Annotated in this window: 22 protein-coding genes; 15 read left to right on the top strand and 7 right to left on the bottom strand. The window is 63.7% G+C overall.

The genetic code is table 11. From position 1 onward, the window contains the following. Window positions 1-100 precede the first annotated feature (100 nt). The 4 genes from L5849_RS08860 to L5849_RS08845 all read right to left on the bottom strand — a co-directional run bounded on the left by L5849_RS08860 (window position 101) and on the right by L5849_RS08845 (window position 4,440). On the bottom strand, window positions 101-1,636 hold the full coding sequence (locus L5849_RS08860; RefSeq protein WP_236925294.1) for an ABC transporter permease/substrate-binding protein: 1,536 nt from the start codon (window positions 1,634-1,636) through the stop codon (window positions 101-103). Further along, the gene (locus L5849_RS08855; RefSeq protein WP_236925293.1) at window positions 1,633-2,400 is read right to left on the bottom strand and encodes an ATP-binding cassette domain-containing protein; all 768 of its coding nucleotides are present in this window, start codon (window positions 2,398-2,400) and stop codon (window positions 1,633-1,635) included. Before L5849_RS08855 ends, L5849_RS08860 begins: the two co-directional genes overlap by 4 nt. Further along, entirely contained in the window at window positions 2,397-2,843 is a 447-nt protein-coding gene (locus L5849_RS08850; RefSeq protein ID WP_115415352.1) for a hypothetical protein, read from the bottom strand. The genes L5849_RS08855 and L5849_RS08850 overlap by 4 nt, the downstream gene beginning before the upstream one ends. A 70-nt stretch (window positions 2,844-2,913) precedes the next feature. Continuing rightward, a complete protein-coding gene (locus tag L5849_RS08845; RefSeq protein WP_236925292.1) occupies window positions 2,914-4,440 on the bottom strand; it encodes a sensor histidine kinase in 1,527 nt (508 codons plus the stop codon). Between the two features lie 149 nt (window positions 4,441-4,589). Between L5849_RS08845 and L5849_RS08840 the strand changes: the two genes are divergently transcribed. From L5849_RS08840 to L5849_RS08815, 6 genes are all read left to right on the top strand, one after another. Continuing rightward, entirely contained in the window at window positions 4,590-5,759 is a 1,170-nt protein-coding gene (locus tag L5849_RS08840) for an isovaleryl-CoA dehydrogenase (RefSeq protein WP_236925291.1), read from the top strand. Continuing rightward, window positions 5,756-6,061 (top strand): alkylphosphonate utilization protein, encoded by a 306-nt coding sequence (locus L5849_RS08835; RefSeq protein WP_115415349.1) that lies wholly within the window; start codon window positions 5,756-5,758, stop codon window positions 6,059-6,061. Before L5849_RS08840 ends, L5849_RS08835 begins: the two co-directional genes overlap by 4 nt. A gap of 9 nt (window positions 6,062-6,070) precedes the next feature. Next, window positions 6,071-7,678, top strand: a complete 1,608-nt coding sequence (locus tag L5849_RS08830; RefSeq protein WP_236925290.1) for a carboxyl transferase domain-containing protein — start codon at window positions 6,071-6,073, stop codon at window positions 7,676-7,678. 73 nt (window positions 7,679-7,751) lie between these two features. Further along, window positions 7,752-8,378, top strand: coding sequence for a 1-acyl-sn-glycerol-3-phosphate acyltransferase (locus tag L5849_RS08825; protein ID WP_236925289.1), 627 nt, complete (start codon window positions 7,752-7,754; stop codon window positions 8,376-8,378). After that, window positions 8,375-9,178: a DUF1295 domain-containing protein gene (locus L5849_RS08820; protein ID WP_115415346.1), complete on the top strand. Its 804-nt coding sequence runs from the start codon at window positions 8,375-8,377 to the stop codon at window positions 9,176-9,178. The genes L5849_RS08825 and L5849_RS08820 overlap by 4 nt, the downstream gene beginning before the upstream one ends. A gap of 73 nt (window positions 9,179-9,251) precedes the next feature. After that, entirely contained in the window at window positions 9,252-9,878 is a 627-nt protein-coding gene (locus L5849_RS08815; protein WP_236925288.1) for a hypothetical protein, read from the top strand. Here the strand turns inward: L5849_RS08815 and L5849_RS08810 are convergent, their stop codons facing one another. Beyond that, window positions 9,879-10,970, bottom strand: a complete 1,092-nt coding sequence (locus L5849_RS08810) for an AI-2E family transporter (protein WP_255704188.1) — start codon at window positions 10,968-10,970, stop codon at window positions 9,879-9,881. It abuts the gene before it with no gap. A 4-nt stretch (window positions 10,971-10,974) separates the two neighbouring features. Next, a complete protein-coding gene (gene gyrB, locus L5849_RS08805; protein WP_236925286.1) occupies window positions 10,975-13,497 on the bottom strand; it encodes a DNA topoisomerase (ATP-hydrolyzing) subunit B in 2,523 nt (840 codons plus the stop codon). Window positions 13,498-13,625: 128 nt separating this feature from the next. Between gyrB and L5849_RS08800 the strand changes: the two genes are divergently transcribed. The 6 genes from L5849_RS08800 to nth (L5849_RS08775) all read left to right on the top strand — a co-directional run bounded on the left by L5849_RS08800 (window position 13,626) and on the right by nth (L5849_RS08775) (window position 20,694). Continuing rightward, window positions 13,626-15,008, top strand: a complete 1,383-nt coding sequence (locus L5849_RS08800) for an L-serine ammonia-lyase (protein ID WP_115415344.1) — start codon at window positions 13,626-13,628, stop codon at window positions 15,006-15,008. Beyond that, window positions 15,002-15,709 carry a ZIP family metal transporter gene (locus L5849_RS08795; RefSeq protein ID WP_236925285.1) on the top strand — a complete coding sequence of 236 codons (708 nt, stop codon included), beginning with the start codon at window positions 15,002-15,004 and terminating at the stop codon, window positions 15,707-15,709. Before L5849_RS08800 ends, L5849_RS08795 begins: the two co-directional genes overlap by 7 nt. A gap of 39 nt (window positions 15,710-15,748) precedes the next feature. Then, window positions 15,749-17,302, top strand: a complete 1,554-nt coding sequence (locus L5849_RS08790) for a class I adenylate-forming enzyme family protein (protein WP_236925284.1) — start codon at window positions 15,749-15,751, stop codon at window positions 17,300-17,302. 696 nt (window positions 17,303-17,998) lie between these two features. Continuing rightward, entirely contained in the window at window positions 17,999-19,573 is a 1,575-nt protein-coding gene (guaA, locus tag L5849_RS08785) for a glutamine-hydrolyzing GMP synthase (protein WP_236925283.1), read from the top strand. A gap of 154 nt (window positions 19,574-19,727) precedes the next feature. Next, the gene (locus L5849_RS08780) at window positions 19,728-19,919 is read left to right on the top strand and encodes a hypothetical protein (protein WP_234041505.1); all 192 of its coding nucleotides are present in this window, start codon (window positions 19,728-19,730) and stop codon (window positions 19,917-19,919) included. Window positions 19,920-19,938: 19 nt separating this feature from the next. Continuing rightward, entirely contained in the window at window positions 19,939-20,694 is a 756-nt protein-coding gene (gene nth / locus L5849_RS08775; RefSeq protein ID WP_236925282.1) for an endonuclease III, read from the top strand. On the opposite strand, the gene L5849_RS08770 is transcribed toward nth (L5849_RS08775), so the two are convergent. Continuing rightward, entirely contained in the window at window positions 20,684-21,301 is a 618-nt protein-coding gene (locus tag L5849_RS08770; protein ID WP_236925281.1) for a LysE family translocator, read from the bottom strand. The two genes, nth (L5849_RS08775) and L5849_RS08770, sit on opposite strands and share 11 nt — an antisense overlap. Before the next feature lie 88 nt (window positions 21,302-21,389). Here L5849_RS08770 and L5849_RS08765 point away from each other — a divergent pair, with 88 nt between their 5' ends. The 3 genes from L5849_RS08765 to nth (L5849_RS08755) are packed head-to-tail and all read left to right on the top strand — an operon-like array spanning window position 21,390 to window position 23,815. Beyond that, window positions 21,390-21,839: an Lrp/AsnC family transcriptional regulator gene (locus L5849_RS08765; protein WP_236925280.1), complete on the top strand. Its 450-nt coding sequence runs from the start codon at window positions 21,390-21,392 to the stop codon at window positions 21,837-21,839. Between the two features lie 24 nt (window positions 21,840-21,863). Next, complete coding sequence (locus tag L5849_RS08760) at window positions 21,864-23,153, top strand: NRAMP family divalent metal transporter (protein ID WP_236925279.1); 1,290 nt, start codon at window positions 21,864-21,866, stop codon at window positions 23,151-23,153. Then, window positions 23,153-23,815 carry an endonuclease III gene (nth, locus tag L5849_RS08755; RefSeq protein WP_115415338.1) on the top strand — a complete coding sequence of 221 codons (663 nt, stop codon included), beginning with the start codon at window positions 23,153-23,155 and terminating at the stop codon, window positions 23,813-23,815. The genes L5849_RS08760 and nth (L5849_RS08755) overlap by 1 nt, the downstream gene beginning before the upstream one ends. Window positions 23,816-23,833: the final 18 nt, after the last annotated feature.

Here is a 23,833-nt window from a genome sequence, read left to right as displayed (position 1 = left end):
CGCCGAACCGATCGAGGACGCTGGGTGACTGCGGAACGGGATGGTGTCGTCCAGATCGGCGCCAGCGGGCGGACGCAGCTATGGCGCAGGGCGCGCTAGGTCACAGGCCGATGCGTTCCGCCAGCCTGTGCGCGGCCTCCTCGAAGGTGAGCTTGTCTTCGTCGCGATCAACCGAGAGATTGGCCTCGCGCATCGCCGCGACGTCGATCGCGCCCACCAGCGGGGACAGGGCTGCGGCGATGCCCTCGTCTTCGCTCGCTTCCGGGCTGAGCAGGACAATTGCATCATAGTTCGGAAAGGCGCGTTCGGGATCGTCGAGAAAAACGAGATCGTCGGCTGCGATCCGCCCGTCGGATGTATAGGCCCCGATCACGTCCGCCTCGCCGGATTTGAGCGCGTTATACATGAAGGTGGGCGAGAAATTGCGTCGCTCGCCAAAGCGGAGCCCGTAGGCTTTGCGCACCGCGATCCATTCGGGCCGTTCGAAGAATTCCGGGTCGCCGCCAATGGACATGCTCTGCGCGCGCGGGGCGAGATCGCCGATGGTTTCGAATCCGCCCGCTTCGGCGGCGGTGCGCGGCATGGCGAGACCGTAGGCATTTTCGAATCCCAGCCGACCGAGGACTCGCGTTCCACTGGTGCGGTCCTCCCATTCGACGATCTCGGCGAGCATGGTGTCGCGATCGGGATTGTCGCTGCGCCCCATTTCGTTGGTCCAGATCGTGCCGGTGTAATCGACGAGCACATCTATCGCGCCGGTGGAAAGCGCACGGTGCGCGACAGCCGAGCCCAGCCCGTCGCGATAGTCGACCGCATAGCCCGTTGCCTCCAGCCGCTGCCCGATCAGCCGTGCGAGAATGTACTGTTCGGAAAATCCCTTCGCACCGATCACGATGCGATCATCCCTGCCTTCACCGGCCTGTATGGCCAGCGCCGCGAGGATGCCCAGCGCGACGGTAGCCAACCCACCCCAGGTCAGGAAGCGGCGCCGCGAGGCCAGGCCTTTTTCGATGGTGCCAAGCAGCGCGTCGGTCACCAGCGCCAGTCCCGCGCTTGCAAGGCATCCGGCCAGCACCAGCACCCAGTTCTGCGTTTGCAAGCCGGCGAAGATCGGATCCCCCAGGCTTGGCTGGCCAATGGTGGTCGACAGCGTCGCCGCGCCGATTGTCCAGACCGCCGCGGTGCGGATTCCGGCCATGATATAGGGCGCGGACAGCGGCGCCTCGACCAGCCGCAAGCGCTGCCAGAAGGTCATGCCCACGCCGTCGGCAGCCTCGATCACGCCCGGATCGAGATTGGTCTGCGCAGTCACCGCATTGCGCAGGATCGGCAGCAGGGCATAGAGCGACAGGGCGAGCAGCGCGGGCAGAAAGCCGAGCGTCGGCAGCCCTTCGCCGAACACGGCGCGCAAGCTGAGCAGGATCGGGAAAAACAATGCCAGAAGCGCGAGGGCGGGAATCGTCTGGACGAGGCTGGCGAAGCCCAGCGTCGCGCGCGCCACGGCGGGCGAGCGGCTCGCCCAGATGGCGAGCGGCAGGGCAACGGCAATGCCCAGTGCGATGGCGGCGGCCGACAGGAGCACATGCGCTGCCAGCTTGTCGCCCAGACCAAGCAGTATGGTCCCTATGTCGCTCACCGGGCCAGCTCCGCGAGCCGATCGGCCTGCGCGCGCGGAACTGCGACAAGCCCTTGCGCGATTGCGCCCCCCGCCCCGGCGAGCAGAGCTTGCGGGGCTTCGTCGGCGACGATCCTGCCATCCTCCATCACCAGCACCCGATCGGCCAGCAGCAGCGCTTCGGCCATGTCGTGTGTGACCATCACGGTCGCGAGGCCGAGTTTCTCGTGGAGCGCGCGGACGCGATTGCCCAGCGCGTCGCGGGTAACAGGGTCGAGCGCGCCGAAAGGCTCGTCCATCAGCAGAACTTGCGGCTCGTTCGCCAGCGCGCGGGCCACGCCGACCCGCTGGCGCTGTCCGCCGGACAGTTCGTCGGGCATGCGGGTAGCCATGGCGGGATCGAGATCGACGAGTTCGAGAAGTTTTTCGACCCGCCTGGCCGCCAGCTTTTCGCCGACCAGCCGCGGGCCGATGGCGATGTTTTCGCTCACGGTCATATGGGGAAACAGGCCGATCGACTGGAACACATAGCCAATTCGGTGTCGGAGCGCGGCGAGGGGCAGGTTCGCGATGGGTTCGCCATCGAAGCGCACGGTGCCCGATGTCGGCTCGACCAGCCGGTTGACGGTTTTCAGCAGCGTCGACTTGCCCGATCCCGAAGCGCCCACCAGCGCGACGAACTCGCCGCGGGCGATGGCGAGCGAAACTCCGGACACCGCGTCGGTCGTCTCATAGCTCTTGCACAGGTCGCATAGCTGAAGCAGCGTCCCGGGCGTTTCGGTCATGACGGCTCTTCGTCGACCTCGGGAGGCAGGCTGTATTCCACGCGCTCGAGTTCGATCGAATGCCCGGTCTCGCTTTCCGCGCGCATGGCGCCATCGCTCATCCGGCCCGGCTCCCAGCAGCGCTCGACGCCATTGTCGTGATCGGGCGTGAAACACAGAAGCCGACCTTGTGGGCTGTCGGCATGGCTCCATTTGCCAGTCTGCCAGGGATCGCCATTGCGCAAATCGCGATAGGTGCCATCGGCGTCGAGATATGTGGTGTAGCGCGCGCCATCGGCAGCCAGAGCACGCCAGGCGGTGGCGGAAAATGCGTCGGGAGCCGGTTCGCCCGAAGGTGTGATAGCCTCTTGCGGGGCGTGTGCGGCCTCGTTGCTTTCACCAGCTTCGGGCGAGCACGCGGCAAGCGTCGCTATGGCTACGGCCAGGACCGGCAAACGGCGCATGTGTTCCCCTTTGCTTCGCATGGTGTCAGCGAAAGCACAGGCGGGCGACCGGTTCAAGGCCGGTGCGGGGTCAGCTATCGACCGCGGACCGGGGGAAGCCGATGCGCACGTCCAGTCCATCCTCCGAATATGTGCGTTCGAACGTGCCGCCAAGCTGGCCTTCCACCGCCATGCGCAGCAGGCGCGAACCGAAGCCCTCGCGATCCGATTCGCCGGGTAGGCCGCAGCTTCGCGCATTTTCGCGCCAGGTGACGCAGATATTGCCCGTGTCGCTGCAATCGTCCTCCACCGCGACCGTCACGGTTCCCTCGGGGCAGGACAGCGCGCCATATTTGGCGGAATTGGTCGCCAGTTCGTGGAATATCAGCGCCAGCGGCGTGGCGGCGCGTGGTCCGATCGCGATTCCCGGACCGCTTATACTGAACCGTTCCTCGCCGGGGGTTCCATAGGGCGCAAGCAGGTCTGCCAGCAGGCCGGAAAGTGTGTTCGCCGTTGGTCCGTGATCGGGGCGGACGTAATTGTGCGCCGTATTCAGGTCGCGAATCACCTGATTGAGCTCCGCCGCGAATTCCGCAACCTCCGGTTTCCCGCGCGAACGGATCGCGACAAGGCCGGAGACGACGGCGAAGATGTTCTTGATCCGGTGCGACAGCTCGTTTGCCAGCAGGTCGCGCGTGTCGGAAAGACGGTGCTGGCGATCGACGTCGATCACCGTTCCGAACCAGCGCTTGCGGTCGGGACCGACCGCGGCCCGGACTGCCCGTGACAGCATCCATCGGTAGCCGCCATCCGCCAGTTTCAAGCGCCATTCATATTCGAACGGCTCGCCGCTGTGGAGCGAGGCCAGGAACTCGCCCGATGTCGCCTGCCAGTCCTCGGGATGGATCGCAGTGCGCCAGTCGGCGGCTACCCGGGGTTTGGGAAGACCCGTCAGCTCCTCCCATTGGGCGTTCACATGATCGAAATTGCCATCTTCGTCGGCCGACCAGGCGATGCCCGGCACGCTGTCGATCATGCGCTGCAAATAGCTTTCGCGGACATCGAGTGCTCGCTGGGCGCTCTCGCTCAGCCGCTGCTGGGATATCCGTCGCATGACGCTCTTGGCCAGAACCGAAAGGGCTTCGCGTTGCAGTGGCGACAACCCGTGGTCGCGCGGTACGGTGTCGATGATACACAATGCGCCGAGCGGGGCGCCTTCAGTCGATATCAACGGGTGGCCGGCATAGAACCGGATATGCGGTGGCCCGGCGACTAGCGGATTGTCGGCGAAACGCCGGTCCTCAAGTGTATCGTGTATCACCATGGGGTCCCCCCCCAGCATGGCATGCGCGCAAAAGCTGTTCGAGCGGGGAGTGTCGCGGGCTTCGAGGCCGGTGCGGGACAGGAAGCTCTGCTGCTCCTTTTCGACCATCGTGACCATCGCGATCGGGGCGTCGCAAATCCGCGCGACGAGGTCGACGACCTCCTGCAATTCCGGGTCGTCCACCAGCCCCTTCGTGCCGTGGGCGGCCAGAATCGAGAGGCGCTTGTCCTCGTCGCAATGGGCATCGGAGGGTGATTGCCCGTCCGGCCACAGGATGTTGTCCTTGCGAAACATTTCGGGAGCAAGCGCCTAGGAGCAAGCGCCAATTTCGTAAAGTATATAACGGCCATGCGCGCGCCACCGGCCTATTCGGTTTGCCCAGTGCCGCCTGCTCCGCTATCGGCGCGCGCATACGATTTTCGCGAGGCGTTTGAGGAGAGACCATGCGCGCGACCCCCGATTTCGATTTCCAGCTCGGCGAAAGTGCCGAAATGATCCGCGAGAGCGTGTCTCGCTTCGCCGACGAACAGATCGCTCCGCTGGCAGACAAGGTCGATCGCGAGGATTACTTCCCGAAGTCCGAGCTGTGGCAGCAGATGGGCGAGCTGGGCCTGCACGGCATCACTGTGAACGAAGAGGATGGCGGGCTCGGTCTCGGCTATCTGGAGCATGTCATCGCGGTCGAGGAAGTCAGCCGTGCGAGCGCGAGCGTGGGCCTCAGCTATGGGGCGCATTCCAACCTCTGCGTCAACCAGATTGCACGCTGGGGTAACACGGAACAAAAGGCTAAATACCTTCCGAAGCTCATCAGCGGCGAGCATGTGGGCAGCCTGGCGATGAGCGAGGCAGGCGCAGGTTCGGACGTCGTCTCGATGAAGGCGAAGGCCGAGAAGGTCGATGGCGGGTATGTGCTCAACGGCACGAAGTTCTGGATCACCAACGCGCCTTACGCCGATACGCTGGTGGTCTATGCCAAGACTTCGCCCGACGCCGCCAGCCGCGGCATCACCACCTTCCTGATCGAGAAGGATTTCGATGGCTTTTCGATCGGCCAGAAGATCGAGAAGGTCGGCATGCGCGGCTCGCCCACGGCCGAGCTCGTGTTCGACGATTGCTTCGTTCCGGAAGAGAACGTGATGGGTCCCGAAAACGGCGGCGTCGGCGTGCTGATGAGCGGGCTGGATTATGAGCGCGTGGTCCTTGCCGGATTGCAATTGGGCGTGATGCAGGCCTGCCTCGACACGGTCATCCCCTACCTTCGCGAGCGCAAGCAGTTCGGCAAGCCCATCGGCAGTTTCCAGCTTATGCAGGCCAAGGTGGCGGACATGTATGTCGCGCTGCAATCGGCGCGTGCCTACACCTATGCCGTGGCCAAGAGCTGCGATGCGGAGAAGACCACCCGCTTCGATGCGGCCGGCGCGATCCTGCTGGCATCGGAAAACGCCTTCCGCGTGGCCGCCGAAAGCGTTCAGGCACTGGGCGGCGCGGGCTACACGCTCGACTGGCCGGTGGAACGGTACATGCGCGATGCCAAGCTGCTCGACATCGGCGCTGGCACCAACGAAATCCGCCGCATGCTGATCGGCCGCGAACTGATCGGGGCGGCGGGGTGAGCGCAGACGAGGACTACGTCTACGACGAGGAAAGTGGCGAGTGGATGCCCGCTTCGGAGCTGGCAGCAAAGCAGGCTGCGACCGAAAATGTCGAGGTCCGCGACGCGGTTGGCAACCTGCTGCAGGATGGCGACCAGGTCACGCTGGTCAAGGATCTCAACGTGAAGGGAGCGGGCCAAACACTGAAGCAAGGCACGCTCATCAAGTCGATCCGGCTGACCGGCGATGCGCAGGAAATCGACTGCAAATATCCCGGCATTAAGGGCCTCGTCCTGCGTGCCGAATTCGTCAAGAAGCGTTAGGGCAAACCAATGACTGCACCCGTTCTCACTTCCACGCTCGACCGGGAGGCGCCCGACGCAAAGGCGCGCTTCGAGCATAACACATCGCTCGCAGCGGACCTGCGCTCCACCGTTGCTGCCGCCGCACTGGGTGGCTCCGAAGGAAGCCGTGAGCGGCATGTCGGACGGGGCAAGCTCTTGCCGCGTGAGCGTGTCGAGCGGCTGCTCGATCCGGGAAGCCCGTTTCTCGAGATCGGCCAGCTCGCCGCCAATGGCATGTATAAAGACACGATCAACGGCGCGGGGATGATCGCCGGGATCGGGCGCGTCTCGGGTCGGCAGGTGATGATCGTGTGCAACGATGCCACGGTGAAGGGCGGCACCTATTACCCGATGACGGTCAAGAAGCATCTGCGCGCGCAGGAGATCGCGCAGGAGAACCGCCTGCCTTGCATCTATCTGGTCGATAGCGGCGGGGCGAACCTGCCACACCAGGCCGAGGTCTTCCCGGACCGCGACCATTTCGGGCGCATCTTCTTCAACCAGGCCAATATGAGCGCGCTGGGCATCCCGCAGATCGCCTGCGTGATGGGGAGCTGCACGGCGGGCGGGGCTTACGTGCCCGCCATGTCCGACGAGACGGTGATCGTGCGCAATCAGGGCACGATCTTCCTTGCCGGGCCGCCGCTGGTGAAGGCGGCGACGGGCGAGGAAATTAGCGCCGAGGATCTGGGCGGCGGCGATCTCCACGCCAAGAAAAGCGGCGTGGTCGATCATCTGGCCGAGAATGACGAACACGCGCTCACCATCGTGCGCGATATCGTGTCGCATCTCGGCGATAATTGTGCCGAGGCGAAGAATATCGAGCTGCGCGATCCGCGCCCGCCGAAATTCGATGCCGACGATCTCTATGCGCTGATTCCCGACGATGTGCGCGCGCCCTACGATGTGCACGAGGTCATCGCCCGCCTCGTCGACGGCAGCGAATTTCACGAGTTCAAGCAGCATTACGGCAGCACGTTGGTCTGCGGCTTTGCGCATATCTGGGGCATGCCGGTGGCGATCCTCGCCAATAACGGCGTACTGTTTTCCGAAAGCGCGCAGAAGGGCGCGCATTTTATCGAGCTTGCCTGCCAGCGGCGTATTCCGCTGCTGTTCCTGCAAAATATCTCCGGCTTCATGGTTGGCGGCAAATACGAGGCGGAGGGGATCGCCAAGCATGGTGCGAAGCTGGTCACCGCCGTCGCCACCGCGACCGTGCCCAAAGTGACGGTCGTGATCGGCGGTAGCTTCGGCGCGGGCAATTACGGCATGTGCGGCCGCGCCTATAGCCCGCGCTTCCTGTTCACCTGGCCCAATGCGCGCATTTCGGTGATGGGCGGCGAGCAGGCCGCGTCGGTCCTCGCCACCGTTCACCGCGACGCCGATAGCTGGACCGACGAACAGGCCGAGGAGTTCAAAGCCCCGATCCGCCAGAAATACGAGGATGAGGGCAATCCCTATTACGCCACCGCGCGCCTGTGGGACGATGGCGTGATCGACCCGGCGCAGACCCGCGATGTGCTCGGCCTCGCGTTTGCCGCCTGCCTCGAAGCACCGATTCCGGAGAAGCCGCAATTCGGCGTGTTCAGGATGTAACCGTCGGGAAACCGCGGCATCCCTATCGCTTTCCCCGACGTAACTGCTACGCCTGCGTTCGAGGGAGAGTAAATTGTCGTCCAACGGGCCTCGCCGCAAGCGATCGATCCTGTCGCGCATCGTGCGGCGTGTCATCGTGGCGATTTACCACTGGAAGGGCTGGAAGCTCGACGGACATCTGCCAGACATTCCGAAATACGTAATCGCCGGTGCGCCGCATTCATCGAATTGGGACTTCGTGTTCTTCATCGGTGCAACCGCGGAAGAGGGCGTCGAGCCGAACTTCATGGGCAAACACACGCTGTTCCGGGGTATCTTGAAAAGCTTCATGCTGGATATGGGCGGAATTCCCATCGACCGGACCAAGCGGACCAATATGGTCGATCAGATCGCCGCCGAATTCGACCGGCGCGAGCGGCTGGCGCTGGTGATTGCGGCGGAAGGTACGCGCAGATCGAAGGGCGAATGGAAATCGGGCTTCTACAATATCGCCCGTGCCGCCAACGTGCCGATCGTTCCGGTATGGGTATGTAACGAGCGCAAACTTCTCGGCTTCGGTCCGGCGATCGAACCCACGGGAAGTTATGCGCAGACCCTGCTGGAGATCGCCCGCTTCATGCGCTCCAAACTGCCCGATTACGGGCGGTTCAAGGTACTGGAACAACAGGCTATGCGCCTGATGGAGGAGGACAGAGGATGATCGTCGAAGCGCTATTGGCCAATGCCGTGATTTTGCTGGGACTGGCGCTGATCCTGTGGGTGATTTCCCTGCAGATCGACGATGTGAGCTTTGTCGATGCCTATTGGGGCGGGGGGATGGCGCTGATGGCGCTGGTAAGCTGGCTCAGGCTCTACGATCCCGGGCCGCTGGCGACCTTGCTGATGGCGATGACAGTCATCTGGGGCGCGCGGCTGTGCCTGTATCTCTTCCTTCGCTGGCGGCGCGAGGGCGAGGATAAACGCTACAAGCGCATACTCAGGACGGATCGCGAAAATGGGCGCTTCGCGCTGGCCGCGCTTACCAAGGTCTTTCTCGGTCAGTCGGTCCTGCTCTTCCTGGTCTCCAGCCCCGCGCAATACGGAATTCTGGAAGCCAGCGCACTGACGCCGATCAGCGGGCTGGCACTGATCGGGTTGACGCTCTGGGCGGTGGGTATAGTCTTCGAATGGGTCGGCGACTGGCAACTCGCCCGCTTCAAGGCGAATGCGGCGAATGACGGCAAAGTGATGGACAAGGGGCTGTGGCGCTATACCCGCCATCCCAACTATTTCGGCGATGCGTGCGTGTGGTGGGGCATATGGCTTGCCGCGGCCTCGGCGGGCTGGTGGGTCGCCGCCGCGACCGTTATCGGACCGCTATTCCTTACATTCACGCTGACCCGATGGTCGGGCGCGCCCCTGCTCGAAGGCGGGATGAAGAAATCGCGGCCCGGATACGCGGAATACCGGGCGCGGACCTCTGCCTTCTTCCCGCTTCCGCCGAAGAAATCCTTGAGCTGAATCAAGCGGGGGGTTTAACCGGCACGCACGCGTCCCTAATTTGCGGCAGAAGCCGATTTGGGAGCGTGCCGGCGTGAGCGGGAAGGACATCGACGAATTACGCAGCCGCTTCGCGCGTGAGGCGATGGCGCTGCTGGAGCGTACCGGCGAGGAAGTCACCCGGACCCGGCTCGCAGCCGAGCTGGGCGTCGCGCGCAGCCGGGTGGAAACGGTCTTCCCCGAAGATGGCGACCTTTTCGACGCCATCACCGCCGAATGGTTCGCACCCAAGCTGGCCGTGATGGACGAGGTCATGGCTTCCGATCTGCCGCCACGGCGCAAGATGTACGAATTTTTCGCCCGGCGCTTTCGCCTGTTGCGGCAGAACTTCCGCGACGATCCGGCGACCTTCAACCTCTATGTCGAGATGGGGGAACGCTATTTCGAATATGCGCGCAGCTATATCGATCTGGGTGACCACTATCTGTGCGAACTCATCGCGGAGGCGCAGGCCGAAGGTTTCCTCGAGGGGCTCGATGTCGATACGGCCATGTCGCTGATCAATCAGATGGTGCTGTGTTATATCCAACCCTATATGATCGCCATGCTCAACGAGCGGCTGAGCGAGGAGAAGCTCGCGCTTATCGTGGCGGCGATTTTCGATGGGCTGAACGCGAAGGATGGTGGCGCGCGCGGCACACAGGACATCCGCGCCGCCTGATCAGCCCGGTGGTTCCGCGGTTTGCGCCGCGGCCGGAGCGCGCTGTTCGGCGAAAATGCCCCAGCCTGCCAGGAAAAGCCCGCAAACCAGCGGGCCGACGACGATGCCCGACAGACCCATCATGGCGATCCCGCCCAGCGTGGTGACGAGAATGAGCCAGTCGGGTATGCCCGTGTCCCGACCGACGAGGATCGGACGCAGGACGTTGTCCGCCATGCCGATCAGCGCAACGCCGGACACGATGACGGCGATCCCTTCCCAGATCGCCCCGGTTGCCAGCAAATAGATCGCCGCCGGTACCCAGACGATCGCCGGGCCGAGCGCGGGCAGCAGCGAGGCGATCGCCATGATTACGCCGAGCAGCAGGACCGAGGGCACCCCCACGATCCAGAAGGTCAGCGCCCCCAGCGCGCCCTGTACCAGGCCGACCACGACCGAACCCTTGATCGTGGCGCGCACAATGGTGAGGAAGCGCTCCGCCAGCCGGTCGGCAACCCCGCGTTCCATCGGCAGCGCCGCGAGAACGGCATCGCCAACCATGCGCCCGTCGCGCAGCAGGAAAAAGCCGACATAGAGCGCGATGCCGAAGCTGAGAACGAAACCGAAAACGCTGCCGCCGATGGCGAGCGCTTGCTGCGCGATCAGCCCGAGGCTGGCCTGGACGAATGCCGTCACGCGCTCCTGCACGGCGCTCAGCTCGCCGAAACCGGCACTTGCCAGCGATGCCTGTATATTGGCCGGAAGAGCGCTGAAGACCTGCTCGAAATACATCGCGACATCGATGTCGCCTTCGCTGAACGCCAGGAAGAGCCCGGCGGCCTCGTCGACCACGGCACTGCCGATCCACAAAGACGGCAAAACCACGGCGAAAAGGATCACCACCATGCTGGCCAGCGCCGACTGGCTTTCCTTCCCGGGGCGCCGGAGAAGGAACCAACGGTAGAGCGGCTGAAAGACGATCGCGCCCATCGCCGCCCAGAGCAGCGGGCGGGCGAAGGGAAGGACCACCATCAGCAACGCTAAGGTGACAAGACCCAAAAAGAGCAGAAAACCCCGCTGTTCGACCGGTTCGGTTGTCCGCTCCGCGCTCATCCGGTCAAATGTCCAGATTGGCGACGTTGAGCGCGTTGTCTTGAATGAACTCGCGGCGCGGTTCGACCACATCGCCCATCAGACGGGTAAAGATCTCGTCGGTCACATCCGCATCTTCGACCTTGACCTGCAACAGGGCGCGGTTGTCGGGGTCGAGCGTGGTCTCCCACAATTGCTCGGCGTTCATTTCGCCCAGCCCCTTATAGCGCTGGATCTTCTGGCCCTTGCGCCCCGCGGCCATGACGGCGTCGAGCAGCTGCGTCGGCAGTGTGATCGCATCGTCCGCGAGGGTGACGACATCCTCTTCCGCGTCGCTCGCATCGGCCTCTTCAGGCTCTGCGGTGGTGCCACCACGGACCAATCGCAGGGGCGAGGAATAGACGTCGGCGAAGTCCTGCGCGATCCGGTCGAGCTTGCGCGCTTCGGCACTGTCGAGGAATGCCGGATCGATTTCGTGAACGTCGGTTACGCCGCGCCACACCCGATTGAGCCGGACCTTGCCGTCCTCGCCGATCTCCGCGCTCCAGCGCGCTTCGGGATCGCCCATCTGAAGGTGCTTCGCCGCGCGGTCGAGCGCTGCCACGCGGTCACTCGCGGGAGCAAGGGCACCCGCGATCGCCATCGCCTCGATCAGGTCGGTCTTGTATTTGCGCGGCACGAAGCCGAGCAGGTTGCGCATGCGCAAGCCGTGCTCGACCAGCGCTTCGAGCTCGCCCCCGCCGCGCGCCGCGCCGCCCTGCGCTTCGAGCACGCGCCCCTCGAGCCCTTGCGCGATCAAATAGCGATCATAGGCCGCCTGGTCCTTGAGATAGACTTCGCTCTTTCCACGCGCCACCTTGTAGAGCGGCGGCTGCGCGATGAAGAGGTGCCCGGCCTTGACGATTTCGGGCATCTGGCGGTGGAAGAAGGTCAGCAGCAGGGTGCGGATATGCGCGCCGTCGACATCGGCGTCGGTCATGATCACGATCTTGTGATAGCGCAGTTTCTCGAGGTTGAATTCGTCGCGCAGGCCCGTGCCCATCGCCTGGATCAGCGTGCCCACTTCCTTCGAACCGATGATGCGATCGAAGCGCGCGCGCTCGACATTGAGGATCTTGCCCTTCAGCGGAAGGATCGCCTGCGTCTTGCGGTCGCGGCCCTGCTTGGCGCTGCCGCCTGCCGAATCGCCTTCGACCAGGAAGAGTTCGCAGTTTTCGGGATTGCGATCCTGGCAGTCGGCCAGCTTGCCCGGCAGCGAAGCGATGCTCATCGCGCCCTTGCGGCTCATCTCGCGGGCGCGGCGCGCCGCCTCGCGCGCAGCGGCGGCGTCGATCACTTTCTGGATGATCTGCTTGGCATCGTTCGGATTTTCCTCGAGCCACTCGGTCATCTTTTCGCCCATGAGCGATTCCAGCGGCTGGCGGACTTCGGAGGAAACCAGCTTGTCCTTGGTCTGCGAGCCGAACTTGGGATCGGGCAGCTTGACCGAGACGATCGCGGTCAGGCCTTCGCGCATGTCCTCGCCCGACAGGCTGACCTTTTCCTTCTTCATCAGGCCGCTGGCGCTGGCGTAATTGTTGAGCGTGCGAGTCAACGCAGTGCGGAACGCAGCAAGGTGGGTGCCGCCGTCACGCTGCGGGATGTTGTTGGTGAAGCACAGGACGTTTTCGTAATAGCTGTCGTTCCATTCCAAGGCGACGTCGATACCAATGCCGTCCTTTTCCGCGCTCACTGAAATCGGTTCGGCGACCAGCGCCTGCTTGTTGCGGTCGAGATATTTGACGAAGGCCGCAATCCCGCCCTCGTAGAACAAGTCGTGCTCCAGCGGTTCCTCGTGACGCTTGTCGCGCAACAGGATGCGCACGCCCGAATTGAGGAAGGCGAGTTCGCGATAGCGATGCTCGAGCTTTTCGAAATCGTATTCGATGACGTTCTTGAAGGTCTCTTCCGACGCCTTGAAGGTGACGCGCGTGCCCTTCTTGAACCCGTTTTCGTCCGGGTTCTGCTCGACCTTCGGCGCATCGCCCACCACGCGCAGGGATTCCACCGCATCGCCGTGCTCGAAGCGCATCCAGTGTTCCTTGCCGTCGCGCCAGATGGTCAGTTCGAGCCATTCGGACAGCGCGTTGACGACCGAAACGCCCACGCCGTGCAGGCCGCCTGAAACCTTGTAGGCATTGTCGTCGCTCGTATTCTCGAACTTACCGCCCGCATGCAGCTGGGTCATGATGACCTCGGCCGCCGAAACGCCTTCTTCCTTGTGCATATCGACCGGAATGCCGCGGCCATTGTCTTCCACGCTCACCGAGCCATCGGGGTTGAGCTCGATCAAAACGAGGTCGCAGTGCCCCGCCAGCGCTTCGTCGATGGCGTTGTCCGACACCTCGAACACCATGTGGTGCAGGCCCGATCCGTCGTCGGTATCGCCGATATACATGCCGGGGCGTTTGCGCACCGCGTCGAGGCCTTTGAGGACCTTGATCGAATCCGCGCCGTAACCGTTCTTTTTCGGCGCTTCGGCGCCCGCATTCTCAGGGGTATCGTTCATGCCGATCATATAGGCTTTCGGCGGCGGAATTCCAAAGTTTCAAGGCTGATTTTACCCACAGATTGGCGCGGCGGCGGTTGCAGCTGCAACCGGTTGATTTCGGTACGCGAAAGGCGCATCCAGACCGCATGCTTTCGGTACTCGACATATTCCGGATCGGGATCGGTCCTTCATCCTCTCACACAGTTGGACCGATGCGGATTGCGCGGACATTCGTACGGGGGCTGGCGAAGTCGGGACGGCTGGAGCGTACCGCGCGTGTCGCGGTCGAACTGCAGGGCTCGCTCGCGCTGACCGGCGTGGGGCACGGCACGGTCGATGCCTCGATCCTCGGCCTCATGGGCTTCGCGCCCGATACGACCTGCCCGGACGAGGCGGCGGACGCGCTTGATCGGGTGCGGAACGACAAATCGCTCGCGCTTGGCGGGAAGAGGAATATCGCTTTCGATCCGGCAACCGATATCGAGCTTGCCGGGCATATCATTCCGGATTTGCACCCCAACGGCATGACGTTGACGGCCTACGATGACGACGGCGCGCAACTTTCGCAGCGAACCTATTACTCGACCGGTGGGGGCTTCGTTGCTTCCGAAGCGCAATTGAAGCGCAAGCCGAAGGACGACCGGATCAATACCGGCACGCCGGTGCCACACGATTTCGGCTCGGCCGAGGAATTGCTGGCTGCCTGTGCTAGCACGGGCCTGCCTATCGCACACCTGGTACTTGCCAACGAAGACGCATTCCGCCCGCGCGAAAAGACACTCGCGGGCATCGACCGTGTCGCGGCGGCGATGGACCAGTGTATCGATCGCGGGCTGTCGCAGCGCGGCATTTTGCCAGGTGGGCTTAAGGTTGCCCGTCGCGCGCCGGATCTGTGGGACAAGCTGTCCGCCAATCCTCAGTCGAACGAGCGCGAGCAATTGTTCGACTGGCTCAACTGCTACGCCATGGCGGTCAACGAGGAAAACGCTGCCGGGGGGCGCGTGGTCACCGCGCCGACCAATGGTGCGGCCGGGATCATCCCGGCGGTGATCCGCTTCTATTGCGAGGAGGAAGGCGCGCGTTGTAGCGAGAAGCGCCGCACTTTCCTGCTTACCGCCGGAGCGATCGGCCTGCTTTACAAGCAGCGCGCCAGCATTTCGGGTGCGGAGATGGGCTGCCAGGGCGAGGTCGGCGTTGCCTGTTCGATGGCGGCCGGCGGGCTCGCCGCACTGTGGGGCGGCTCACCGCAACAGGTCGCCAGCGCAGCGGAGATCGGCATGGAGCACAATCTCGGCCTCACCTGCGATCCCGTAGGTGGTCTGGTCCAGGTGCCGTGTATCGAGCGCAACGCCATCGGCGCGGTAAAGGCAGTCAATGCCGCGCGGCTGGCGCTTCATAGAACGGGCGCCGAAAGCTGCGTCAGTCTGGACCAGGTGATCGAAACGATGCGCCAGACCGGGCTCGACATGTCGACCAAATATAAGGAGACGAGCCAGGGCGGTCTGGCGGTTAACGTCATCGAATGCTGACGCTGTTCGCAGTGGTGGGCTCGGTGTCGGGAGCGCTGGTCCTGGGCGCTGTCTGGGGCCTCTACGGGACCTTCCGCGCGCGTGTGGAGGGGGTGGTGGTCGCCATTGCGGGCGGAGCGCTGCTGCTTTCGCTGGTGCTCGACCTCGTGCAGCCCGCAATCGAGAAGAGTTCGATGATAACCGCGCTGCTGGGGGTTCTGGCGGGCGCGGGGGTCTTCGCGGTGGTCGATTATTGGATCGACGAGAAATGGGGCTCGCAAGGTGGCGGCGGAATGCTCGCCGCGGTCACGCTCGATGGTATTCCCGAAAACCTCGCGCTTGGTGTGGCCCTGATCGGTGCGGGGGCGCACGAAGCTGCGGCGCTGGCGGGATCGATCCTGATCTCCAACCTGCCCGAAGCGGCCAGCGGGGCACGGTCGATGCGCGAAGAGCAGGCGTTCTCCAAGGGGCACATACTCGCGATATGGGCGGGAACCGCGGCAATCCTGTCGCTGGCGGCGGTGCTGGGAAACACGCTGTTTGCCGCGCTCAATCAAGATCTTCTGGCGTTCATAAGCTGTGTCGCGGCAGGCGCGGTCGCGGCAAGCCTGACGACCGAAATCATGCCCAAGGCGCACGAACAGGCGCGCCACTGGGCAGGTTTCGCGACCGCGGTGGGATTGCTGCTGGCTCTGGTGCTGCATTCGCTGGGCGGCGGATAGGCTATCGACAGCGCGGCGATTGGCCCTAGTGTAAACAGCATGGGAGAAAAACAGATAGCCACGCTGGCCGAACCCTTCGGCAGCTTTCCACACATCATCGCCGACAATGCCGCCGCCTTGGGCGGGCAAGTCGCCATACGCGACGACGAGGCCGAGCTAAGCTGGGCCGATCTGGGCGACAGGGTCGAACGGATCGCCGCCCGGCTGGTCGAGGATGGGCTCGAGCGCGGCCAGTCGGTCGCGATCCTGGGCCATTCCTCGATTCCCTATGCGCTCGTGTTTCTCGCCGCCATTCGCGCCGGGGGCGTGGCCGCGCCGCTGACCACCAGCGCCAGTCCCGGCCAGCTTGCCGGGATGGCGCGCGATTCGGGCGCGCGTCACATCTTCGTCGATCGCGCGAAGCTGGCCGAACTGGGCGAGGATTGCTTCGCGGGCATGACGCGAATCGTGCTCGACGAGGAACTCGACGGTTGGATGGCGGCGGAAGGGACCATGGCGCCAGCTTACGATCCGCAGCCGGGCGATCCGTTCAACATCATCTATTCCAGCGGGACGACAGGCACGCCCAAGGGCATCGTGCATTCGCATCTCATGCGCTGGCGACAATTCGCGTCGACTGCGGCAAGCTGGCTCGAAAGCGGCCTGCCGGTCCGCACGCTGGCATCCACGCCGCTCTATTCGAATACCACCATGGTCGCCTTCCTGCCGCCGCTTCTGGCGGGCGGGACGGTGCGGGTGATGCGCAAATTCGATTGTTTGCGCTGGCTCGAGTGGGCGCAGCAAGACCGGACGAGCGCGACCATGCTGGTGCCGGTGCAATATCGCCGCCTGATGCAGGAGCCGCGCTTCGACGAATTCGACCTTTCGGCGCTGCAGCTCAAATACTGCACCTCGGCGCCTTTCCCCGCCGAACTCAAGCGCGAGGTGCTCGACCGCATGCCGGGCGCGCTGATCGAAATCTACTCGATGACCGAAGGCGGGGTCGTTTGCCTGCTCGAAGCGCACAAGTTTCCCGACAAGCTGCACACGGTCGGGCGTCCCGCCCCGGGAAGCGAACTGAAAGTGCTCGATGACGAGGATATTCCGGTGGCCCCGGGCGAGGCGGGCAATCTGATCGGGCGCAGCCAGACGATGATGGAAGGCTACAAGAACCAGCCCGACAAAACGCGCGAGGGATACTGGACCGATCCCGATACGGGCGAGGTCTGGCAGCGGATGGGGGATATCGGCCGCGTCGATGCAGAGGGGTTCGTCGAACTGGTCGGACGCGCGAAAGACATGATTATTTCGGGCGGGTTCAATATCTTCCCGGTCGATCTGGAAGATGAACTCGTCCGTGAGGACGACGTGGTCGAGGCAGCGGTGATCGGTGTACCGAGCGAGCGCTGGGGCGAAACCCCGGTCGGCTTCGTGACCGTGCGGGATGGCGCTCGCGACTGCGAGGCGATTCGCGCGGGCGTCAACGCACGGCTGGGCAAGACGCAGCGTCTCGCCCAACTCCACGCAATCGACGAAATGCCGCGCAGCCATATCGGCAAGCTGCTCAAGACAGACCTCCGCGCGGAAGCGGAGCGGCGCGGCCTGCCCGGTTAGGCGCTGGCCGCCGAGAGTAGGAGACTCGACACTCCCGTCGCGAGAATCAGGGCGGCAATACGGGTGAGCGAGACCGGCATGGCAAGGCTCCTTGCGTCAAAGTGCAAGAATGTTCGCGTTCGGCTTGTCGAAAGGTACACGGCCCTGCTTGGCCGAAACGTTTCGAGACGCGGCGCCGACTTCTTGGGGGGAGGGAGAGGAATGTCGGCGGCCGCGTCTCTACTCGCTGCCATATCGCCTCGCCGGTGCGGGGGCCGATAGCCTGCCGCTGGTGGCGAGGAAGGCCAGAAACGTGGCTGCTTGGGGGGCCAGCGCTTCTGTAACTCGTCCGGGACGGGAGTGTCAGGGTTCACCGTCCGGCTGTGAGTAGGAAATAATCTTTCATGCCCGCGTACAAAAGTGAGAAAAGATCGAAAGATGTTGCGTTTTACGCAAGGGCGAAGGAGCGCCTTCCTGGCGACGAAACCCGACCTCCCCCGATTACCTGGGTCTAAGTAGGCGATTTGGCTGTCGAATTGCATGTCGGTAACCAGCCGCGGCGGAAGAGCGTGCGGCAAGCATCGGTAAGCAAAAGAGCAAAAACACGGTGCCGGATCGTGCGATCGTTGCGCCTTTGCGGATAATTCTCCGGCACTGCGCGGCAATCGTCCGAGCGGCGCTGGACAGGCACGGCGTGCTGCTCTTAACGGGATGGCCATGCAGGCAGAACATCTTCCCGATTCCATTCTCATCGTCGACTTCGGCAGCCAGGTCACCCAGCTCATCGCACGTCGTGTGCGCGAAGCGGGCGTATACTCCGAGATCGCGCCTTTCACACAGGCGGAGGAGGCGTTCCATCGCCTGCGGCCCAAGGGCATCATCCTGTCCGGTTCGCCCGCCAGCGTGTGCGACGAGGGCAGCCCGCGTGCCCCACAGGTGCTGTTCGACAGCGGATTGCCGATCCTCGGCATCTGTTATGGTCAGCAGGTGATGAGCCAGCAATTGGGCGGCGAGGTCCGTCCCGGGCATGAGACTGGCGAAGGCGGGGAGTTCGGCCGCGCCTATCTCACCGTGACCGAGGATTGCGCGCTGTTCGACGGTCTGTGGAAGACCGGCGAGCGCCACCAGGTCTGGATGAGCCATGGCGACAAGGTCACCCAGTTCGCCCCCGGCTTCAAGATCGTCGCGACCAGCGACGGTGCACCCTTCGCGGTGATCGCCGACGAAGAGCGCAAGTACTACGGCACCCAGTTCCACCCCGAAGTGGTCCACACGCCCGACGGCGGCAAGCTGCTCGCCAATTTCGTGCGCCATGTCTGCGGGCTCGCTGGCGACTGGACCATGGCCGAATTCCGTAAGACCAAGATCGAGGAAATCCGCGAACAGGTGGGTGACGGCAAGGTCATTTGCGGCTTGTCGGGCGGTGTCGATTCCGCTGTTGCCGCAGTGCTCATTCACGAAGCGATCGGCGATCAGCTGACCTGCGTATTCGTCGATCACGGCCTTATGCGCATGAACGAAGCAGAGCAGGTCGTGACTCTGTTTCGCGACCACTACAATATCCCGCTCGTCCATGTGAACGCGGAGGAAATGTTCCTTGGCGGTCTCGAAGGCCAGACCGACCCCGAGAAGAAGCGCAAGTTCATCGGCGGCGCATTCATCGACCTGTTCGAGGCCGAGGCGAAGAAGATCGGCGGCGCGGATTTCCTCGCGCAGGGTACGCTCTACCCCGATGTGATCGAAAGCGTTTCCTTCACCGGCGGACCGAGCGTCACGATCAAGAGCCACCACAATGTCGGGGGCCTGCCCGAGCGCATGAACATGAAGCTGGTCGAACCCTTGCGCGAATTGTTCAAGGACGAGGTGCGCGAACTGGGCCGCGAGCTGGGCCTGCCGGACATCTTCGTCGGCCGCCATCCCTTCCCCGGGCCTGGCCTCGCGATCCGCATCCCGGGAGAAGTCACGAAAGAGCGCTGCGATATCCTGCGCAAGGCCGATGCGATCTATCTCGAGGAAATTCGCAATGCCGGTCTCTATGATGCGATCTGGCAGGCCTTCGCCGTTCTGCTGCCGGTCAAGACCGTCGGCGTGATGGGCGACGGGCGTACCTATGACAGCGTATGCGGCCTTCGCGCGGTGACCAGTACCGACGGCATGACCGCCGACATCTACCCCTTCGACAGCGCTTTTCTCAGCCGCGTCGCGACGCGCATCATCAACGAAGTGCAGGGCATCAACCGCGTGGTCTACGACTATACCAGCAAGCCCCCCGGTACGATCGAGTGGGAGTGAAGCGAGGCGGGGTCGCACCCGGTGTCTGCGAGCCCGTTCCGTAAACTTATCTCGAGGCGGTTCGTCGAAACTTGATCTGAATCAACGCCTTTCACGCGAATCGCCTGCATGATGTGACCACAACCGTACAAGCGGGAGCCACGCAATGTTCCGAATGATGCTCATCCTGTTGCCGATTGTGGCGACGTCTTTGATGGGAATGGCCGTCATCGCGGTGCTGTCGATGGATATGAATGCCGAATGGCAACCGATCGCCATCGCTGCGGCTGCGGGATTGATCGTTTCGTTTCCGATTTCCTGGTTCGTTGGCAGGCGGATAGTGGCGGTGACGGGCTGGGGCAACTGACGGTCGGCGAAGCGCTGGCTTGCTGGCCCGGCAGTCGCTGGATTATTCCGGCGCGATGCAGCTCTCTCTCGGTCCCGATCCACGTGCCGAAACGCTCCGGCGCCTCCAGCTCCTGCTGGTGCAGCGCTTCGGACATATAGGGCGGGCCACGGCGGAAAGGCGGAGACCCGAATGGGCGATCGTGCAGGGCGTGATCGGGGCGCGAACCAAGTCGGAGGTTTCGAACGCGGCGACCGATCGGTTGCTGACACGCTATGGCAGTTGGGAAGGTGTGGCGGGGGCACCGCTCGATGCGCTTCAGCAGGAACTGGCTTCGCAGACCTACCCCAATATCGCGGCGGAGCGGCTCAAGTCATGCCTCACCGATCTGATCGAGCGACGCGGCGCGGTGGACCTGTCGCATCTGGAGCGGATGGATACGGGCGATGCGATGGACTGGCTTGAACAGCTCCCTGGCGTCGGGCGCAAAATCGCTGCCGGGGTGATGAATGCCTCGACACTGGATCGCCGCGCGATAGTGCTCGATTCGCATCACCGGCGCATCCTCCAGCGCATGGGCCTGGTGCCGCCAAAAGCCAGCACGGCGCGCGCCTTCGATGCCATCATGCCCGCAATGCCCGAGGAATGGTCTGCCGCAGACTATGACGAGCATCACTTGCTGATGAAGAAACTCGGCCAGACATGGTGCCGCCCATCCTCACCGGCTTGTTCCGATTGCCCGGCCCAAGCGCTGTGCGAGACGGGGCGCAAACAGGCTGAAGAGATCAGGCGGTAACGCGTGCCATTTTATAGGCGGCAAACAGCAGCGCACCGCCGGCGCACCGATCAAGCACCCTCACAACCCGACCTGGAATACCACTTCGCGAGATACCGTGGCCCAGCGCAGCATATATCGTATAGACCAGGCAATCGAGGACCAGCGTTGTCGCTCCCATAATTGCGATCTGCGGTGCAATGGGCGCGGCCGTATCGAGAAACTGCGGGAGGATGGCGGCAAAATAAAGCAGCGCTTTGGGGTTGGCGAACTCGACCACGAAGCCGCGCGAAAAAAGGTGCGTTGCAGGTCGTTCGTCACCCGGCCTGACGGTGAGGGTGGTGCTCTTGCCCGTGATCGCGCCGATTCCGAGATAGATCAGGTATCCCACTCCGATCCACTTGATGAGCATGAACAGGGTATCGGATGCGATAATCATGGCAGATATGCCCAGGGCGGACAGCGCAAAGAACACCGTATTGGCGCATGCCACGCCTGCGATGACGAACAGGCCTCGGGAAAGACCATTTCCTGCGGCCAAAGATGTGACAGCGATGGCTGCGGGGCCAGGCGTTAGGATGACCACGAAGGTAGTGGCGACAAACAGCAGGAATGTGGTGAGGTCCATTATCGGCTCCTTTTCTTGCGGAGCAAAATATGCTCGACCGTATTCGCAACTCTACCGGCAAGACGCCGGTGAAACAGGATTTTTTCCGGTGGATCCGAAAGCCGCCAATCGCCATGTTCTCGATCGCAGGGATCGCGCTCTCATAGCTGCCCTGCGCCGGAATGCGCGTGCGAGCCTGGTTGCCCTGGCGCGGGAAATCGATCTGTCGCGAAGCGCCACGCATGACCGTATTAGCCGCCTGGAGGAACTGGGAATTCTGCGCGGCTATACCGTTCGCGTGGACGAGGAATTGATCGACGACATCCGGGCCTTCATTACTGTCACGCTCGATGATGATAGTGATCAAAAGGCCGTGGCGGTCCAGGTTTCACAATATAGCGGCGTGCAGCGGGCGTTCTGCCTTGCGGGCGAGATCGATCTTCTGGTGGATTGCCGCTGCGATACCGCACGGGACCTTGGCCGCTTGCGGGATCGAATCGGTGCGCTTGAAGGGGTGCGATCCTGCGATACGCGGCTGGTGCTGGCGACACATGACTGAGCCGGGCACAAGGGCATTGGCGCAATGAGGCGTATCGGCTCGATCCTGTTGTGGTCCGCAATCGCAGCGGCATTTATCGGACCCGGCACGGTCGCGGCCGCTGCCAGCGCGGGCGCGGGAACGGGAACCGCGCTGCTCTGGGCCATTCTGTTCTCCGGCATAGCCACTTTCACCTTGCAGGAATTCGCCGGGCGGCTGGCGGTGGCCACCGATCAGGATCTCGCCACCGTTCTGCGCCGCCGCTATCCCACCGGCTTCGCGCGCGCGGCCACCGTGCTGCTGGTCGGCGGGGCGGTTCTGCTGGGATGCGCAGCCTATGAGGCTGGCAATATCCTCGGCGGCGCGGCGGGCACGATGCTGGCGCTCGACCTGCCCAGAGACGTGGTTACGGTGATACTGGCACTAGCGGCGGGCAGCCTTCTGCTCGCCGGATCGCCGCAAGTCGTCGCCAGGCTGATGGCGATATTCGTCGCCTTGATGGGAGCCGGCTTTCTGGCGGTGGCAGTCTCGCTCTCGCCTGCTCTCGGCCCTGTGCTTGGAGGGCTCGTGCCAAATCCGGGCTTTGCGGACGATCCTGCCGCGCTGCTGGGCGTACTGGCGTTGGTGGGCACCACCGTGGTCCCTTACAACCTCTTCCTGGGGGCGGCACTGGCGCGAGGTCAGAACCTGCGCGAAATGCGATTCGGCCTGGCCGTTTCGATAGGAATCGGCGTGCTGATTACCTCGGCGATCCTGATAGTCGGCACCGCGCTTGCGGACGCCTTCTCGTTCGAGGCGCTGGGCGACACGCTGGCGAGCGAGCTTGGCGCATGGGCGCGAACCGGCTTCGGCATCGGTTTGCTCGCAGCCGGGATATCCTCCGCAGTCACCGCCCCGCTCGCGGCTGCGCTGACCGCACGCGGACTGTTCGGCGCAGCCGACGCGCCGGAATGGGGGGCAAGCGGCTGGCGTTTCCGGTCTGTCTGGTTGGCTGTTCTGGGGATCGGTCTGGTGTTCGGCCTTGCCGATATCCGGCCCGCACCGGCGATCCTCGCCGCGCAGGCTTTCAATGGCGCGCTTCTCCCACTCGTCGCGCTGTTCCTGCTCGCGGCTATGAACGACGACGCGCTGCTGGGCGAAAACGCTAACGGCCTTGCCGCCAACGGCTTCGGTCTGCTCGTATTGGGAGTAGCGACCATGCTCGGCCTCACTGCGGTTGCCCGGGTGGCGGGTTCGATCTTCGGGTTCGAACTGCCCGACCCGGGCCTGATGCTGCCCGCCTTCGCCGTTCTCGGCGTGTTCATGGGCCGCGCCGTGACACGCCGCGCCCGGTGATGACTGGCCCGCTGCCGGAGGATCAGGTCGAAGAAGTCTACCGCCGCCTGTCGCAGGCGATGCCCGGGCGCACACGCGGGGCGAAAGGGCCGAAGGGTCAACCCGATGCGTTCCGGTCGTGCATATCCTGCATGCTGTCGGCGCAATCGCTCGACAGGAACACCGCCGCTGCCGCCAATGCGCTTTTCGCACTCGCGAAAACGCCGCAGGACATGCTCGCGCTCGACGAGAGCGAGATAGCGGAGGCAATCAAGCCATGCGGGCTCTACAATAGGAAAGCGCGCAATATCCGCGCGTTCTGCACAGCGTTGCTGGCGGACCGTGGCGGGGTGGTGCCCGACACGCGCCAGGGGCTGATGGCGCTGCCCGGCATCGGGCGCAAATGCGCGGATATCGTGCTGAGCTTCACCTTCGGCAAGGACGTGATCGCGGTCGACACCCATGTGCACCGCGTGTGCAACCGGATCGGCCTGACCGACGCCAAAACTGCCGATAAAACGGCTGCGCAGCTCGAACAGCGCTCCCCGCGCTGGACACTTCGCGACGGACATTTCTGGCTGATCCAGTTCGGCAAGCGCATCTGCACTGCGCGCGCGCCGAAATGCGAGACATGCCCCGTCTCGGATATGTGCCTCTCCTACCGCGCAGGGCAGAAGGGCTGAGCCCGGAAGGTTGGCTTG

The sequence above is a fragment of the Erythrobacter sp. SN021 genome, from assembly GCF_021864455.1.
Note: the sequence above shows the minus strand (reverse complement) of the source record. Positions and strands in the feature narration are given on the sequence as shown.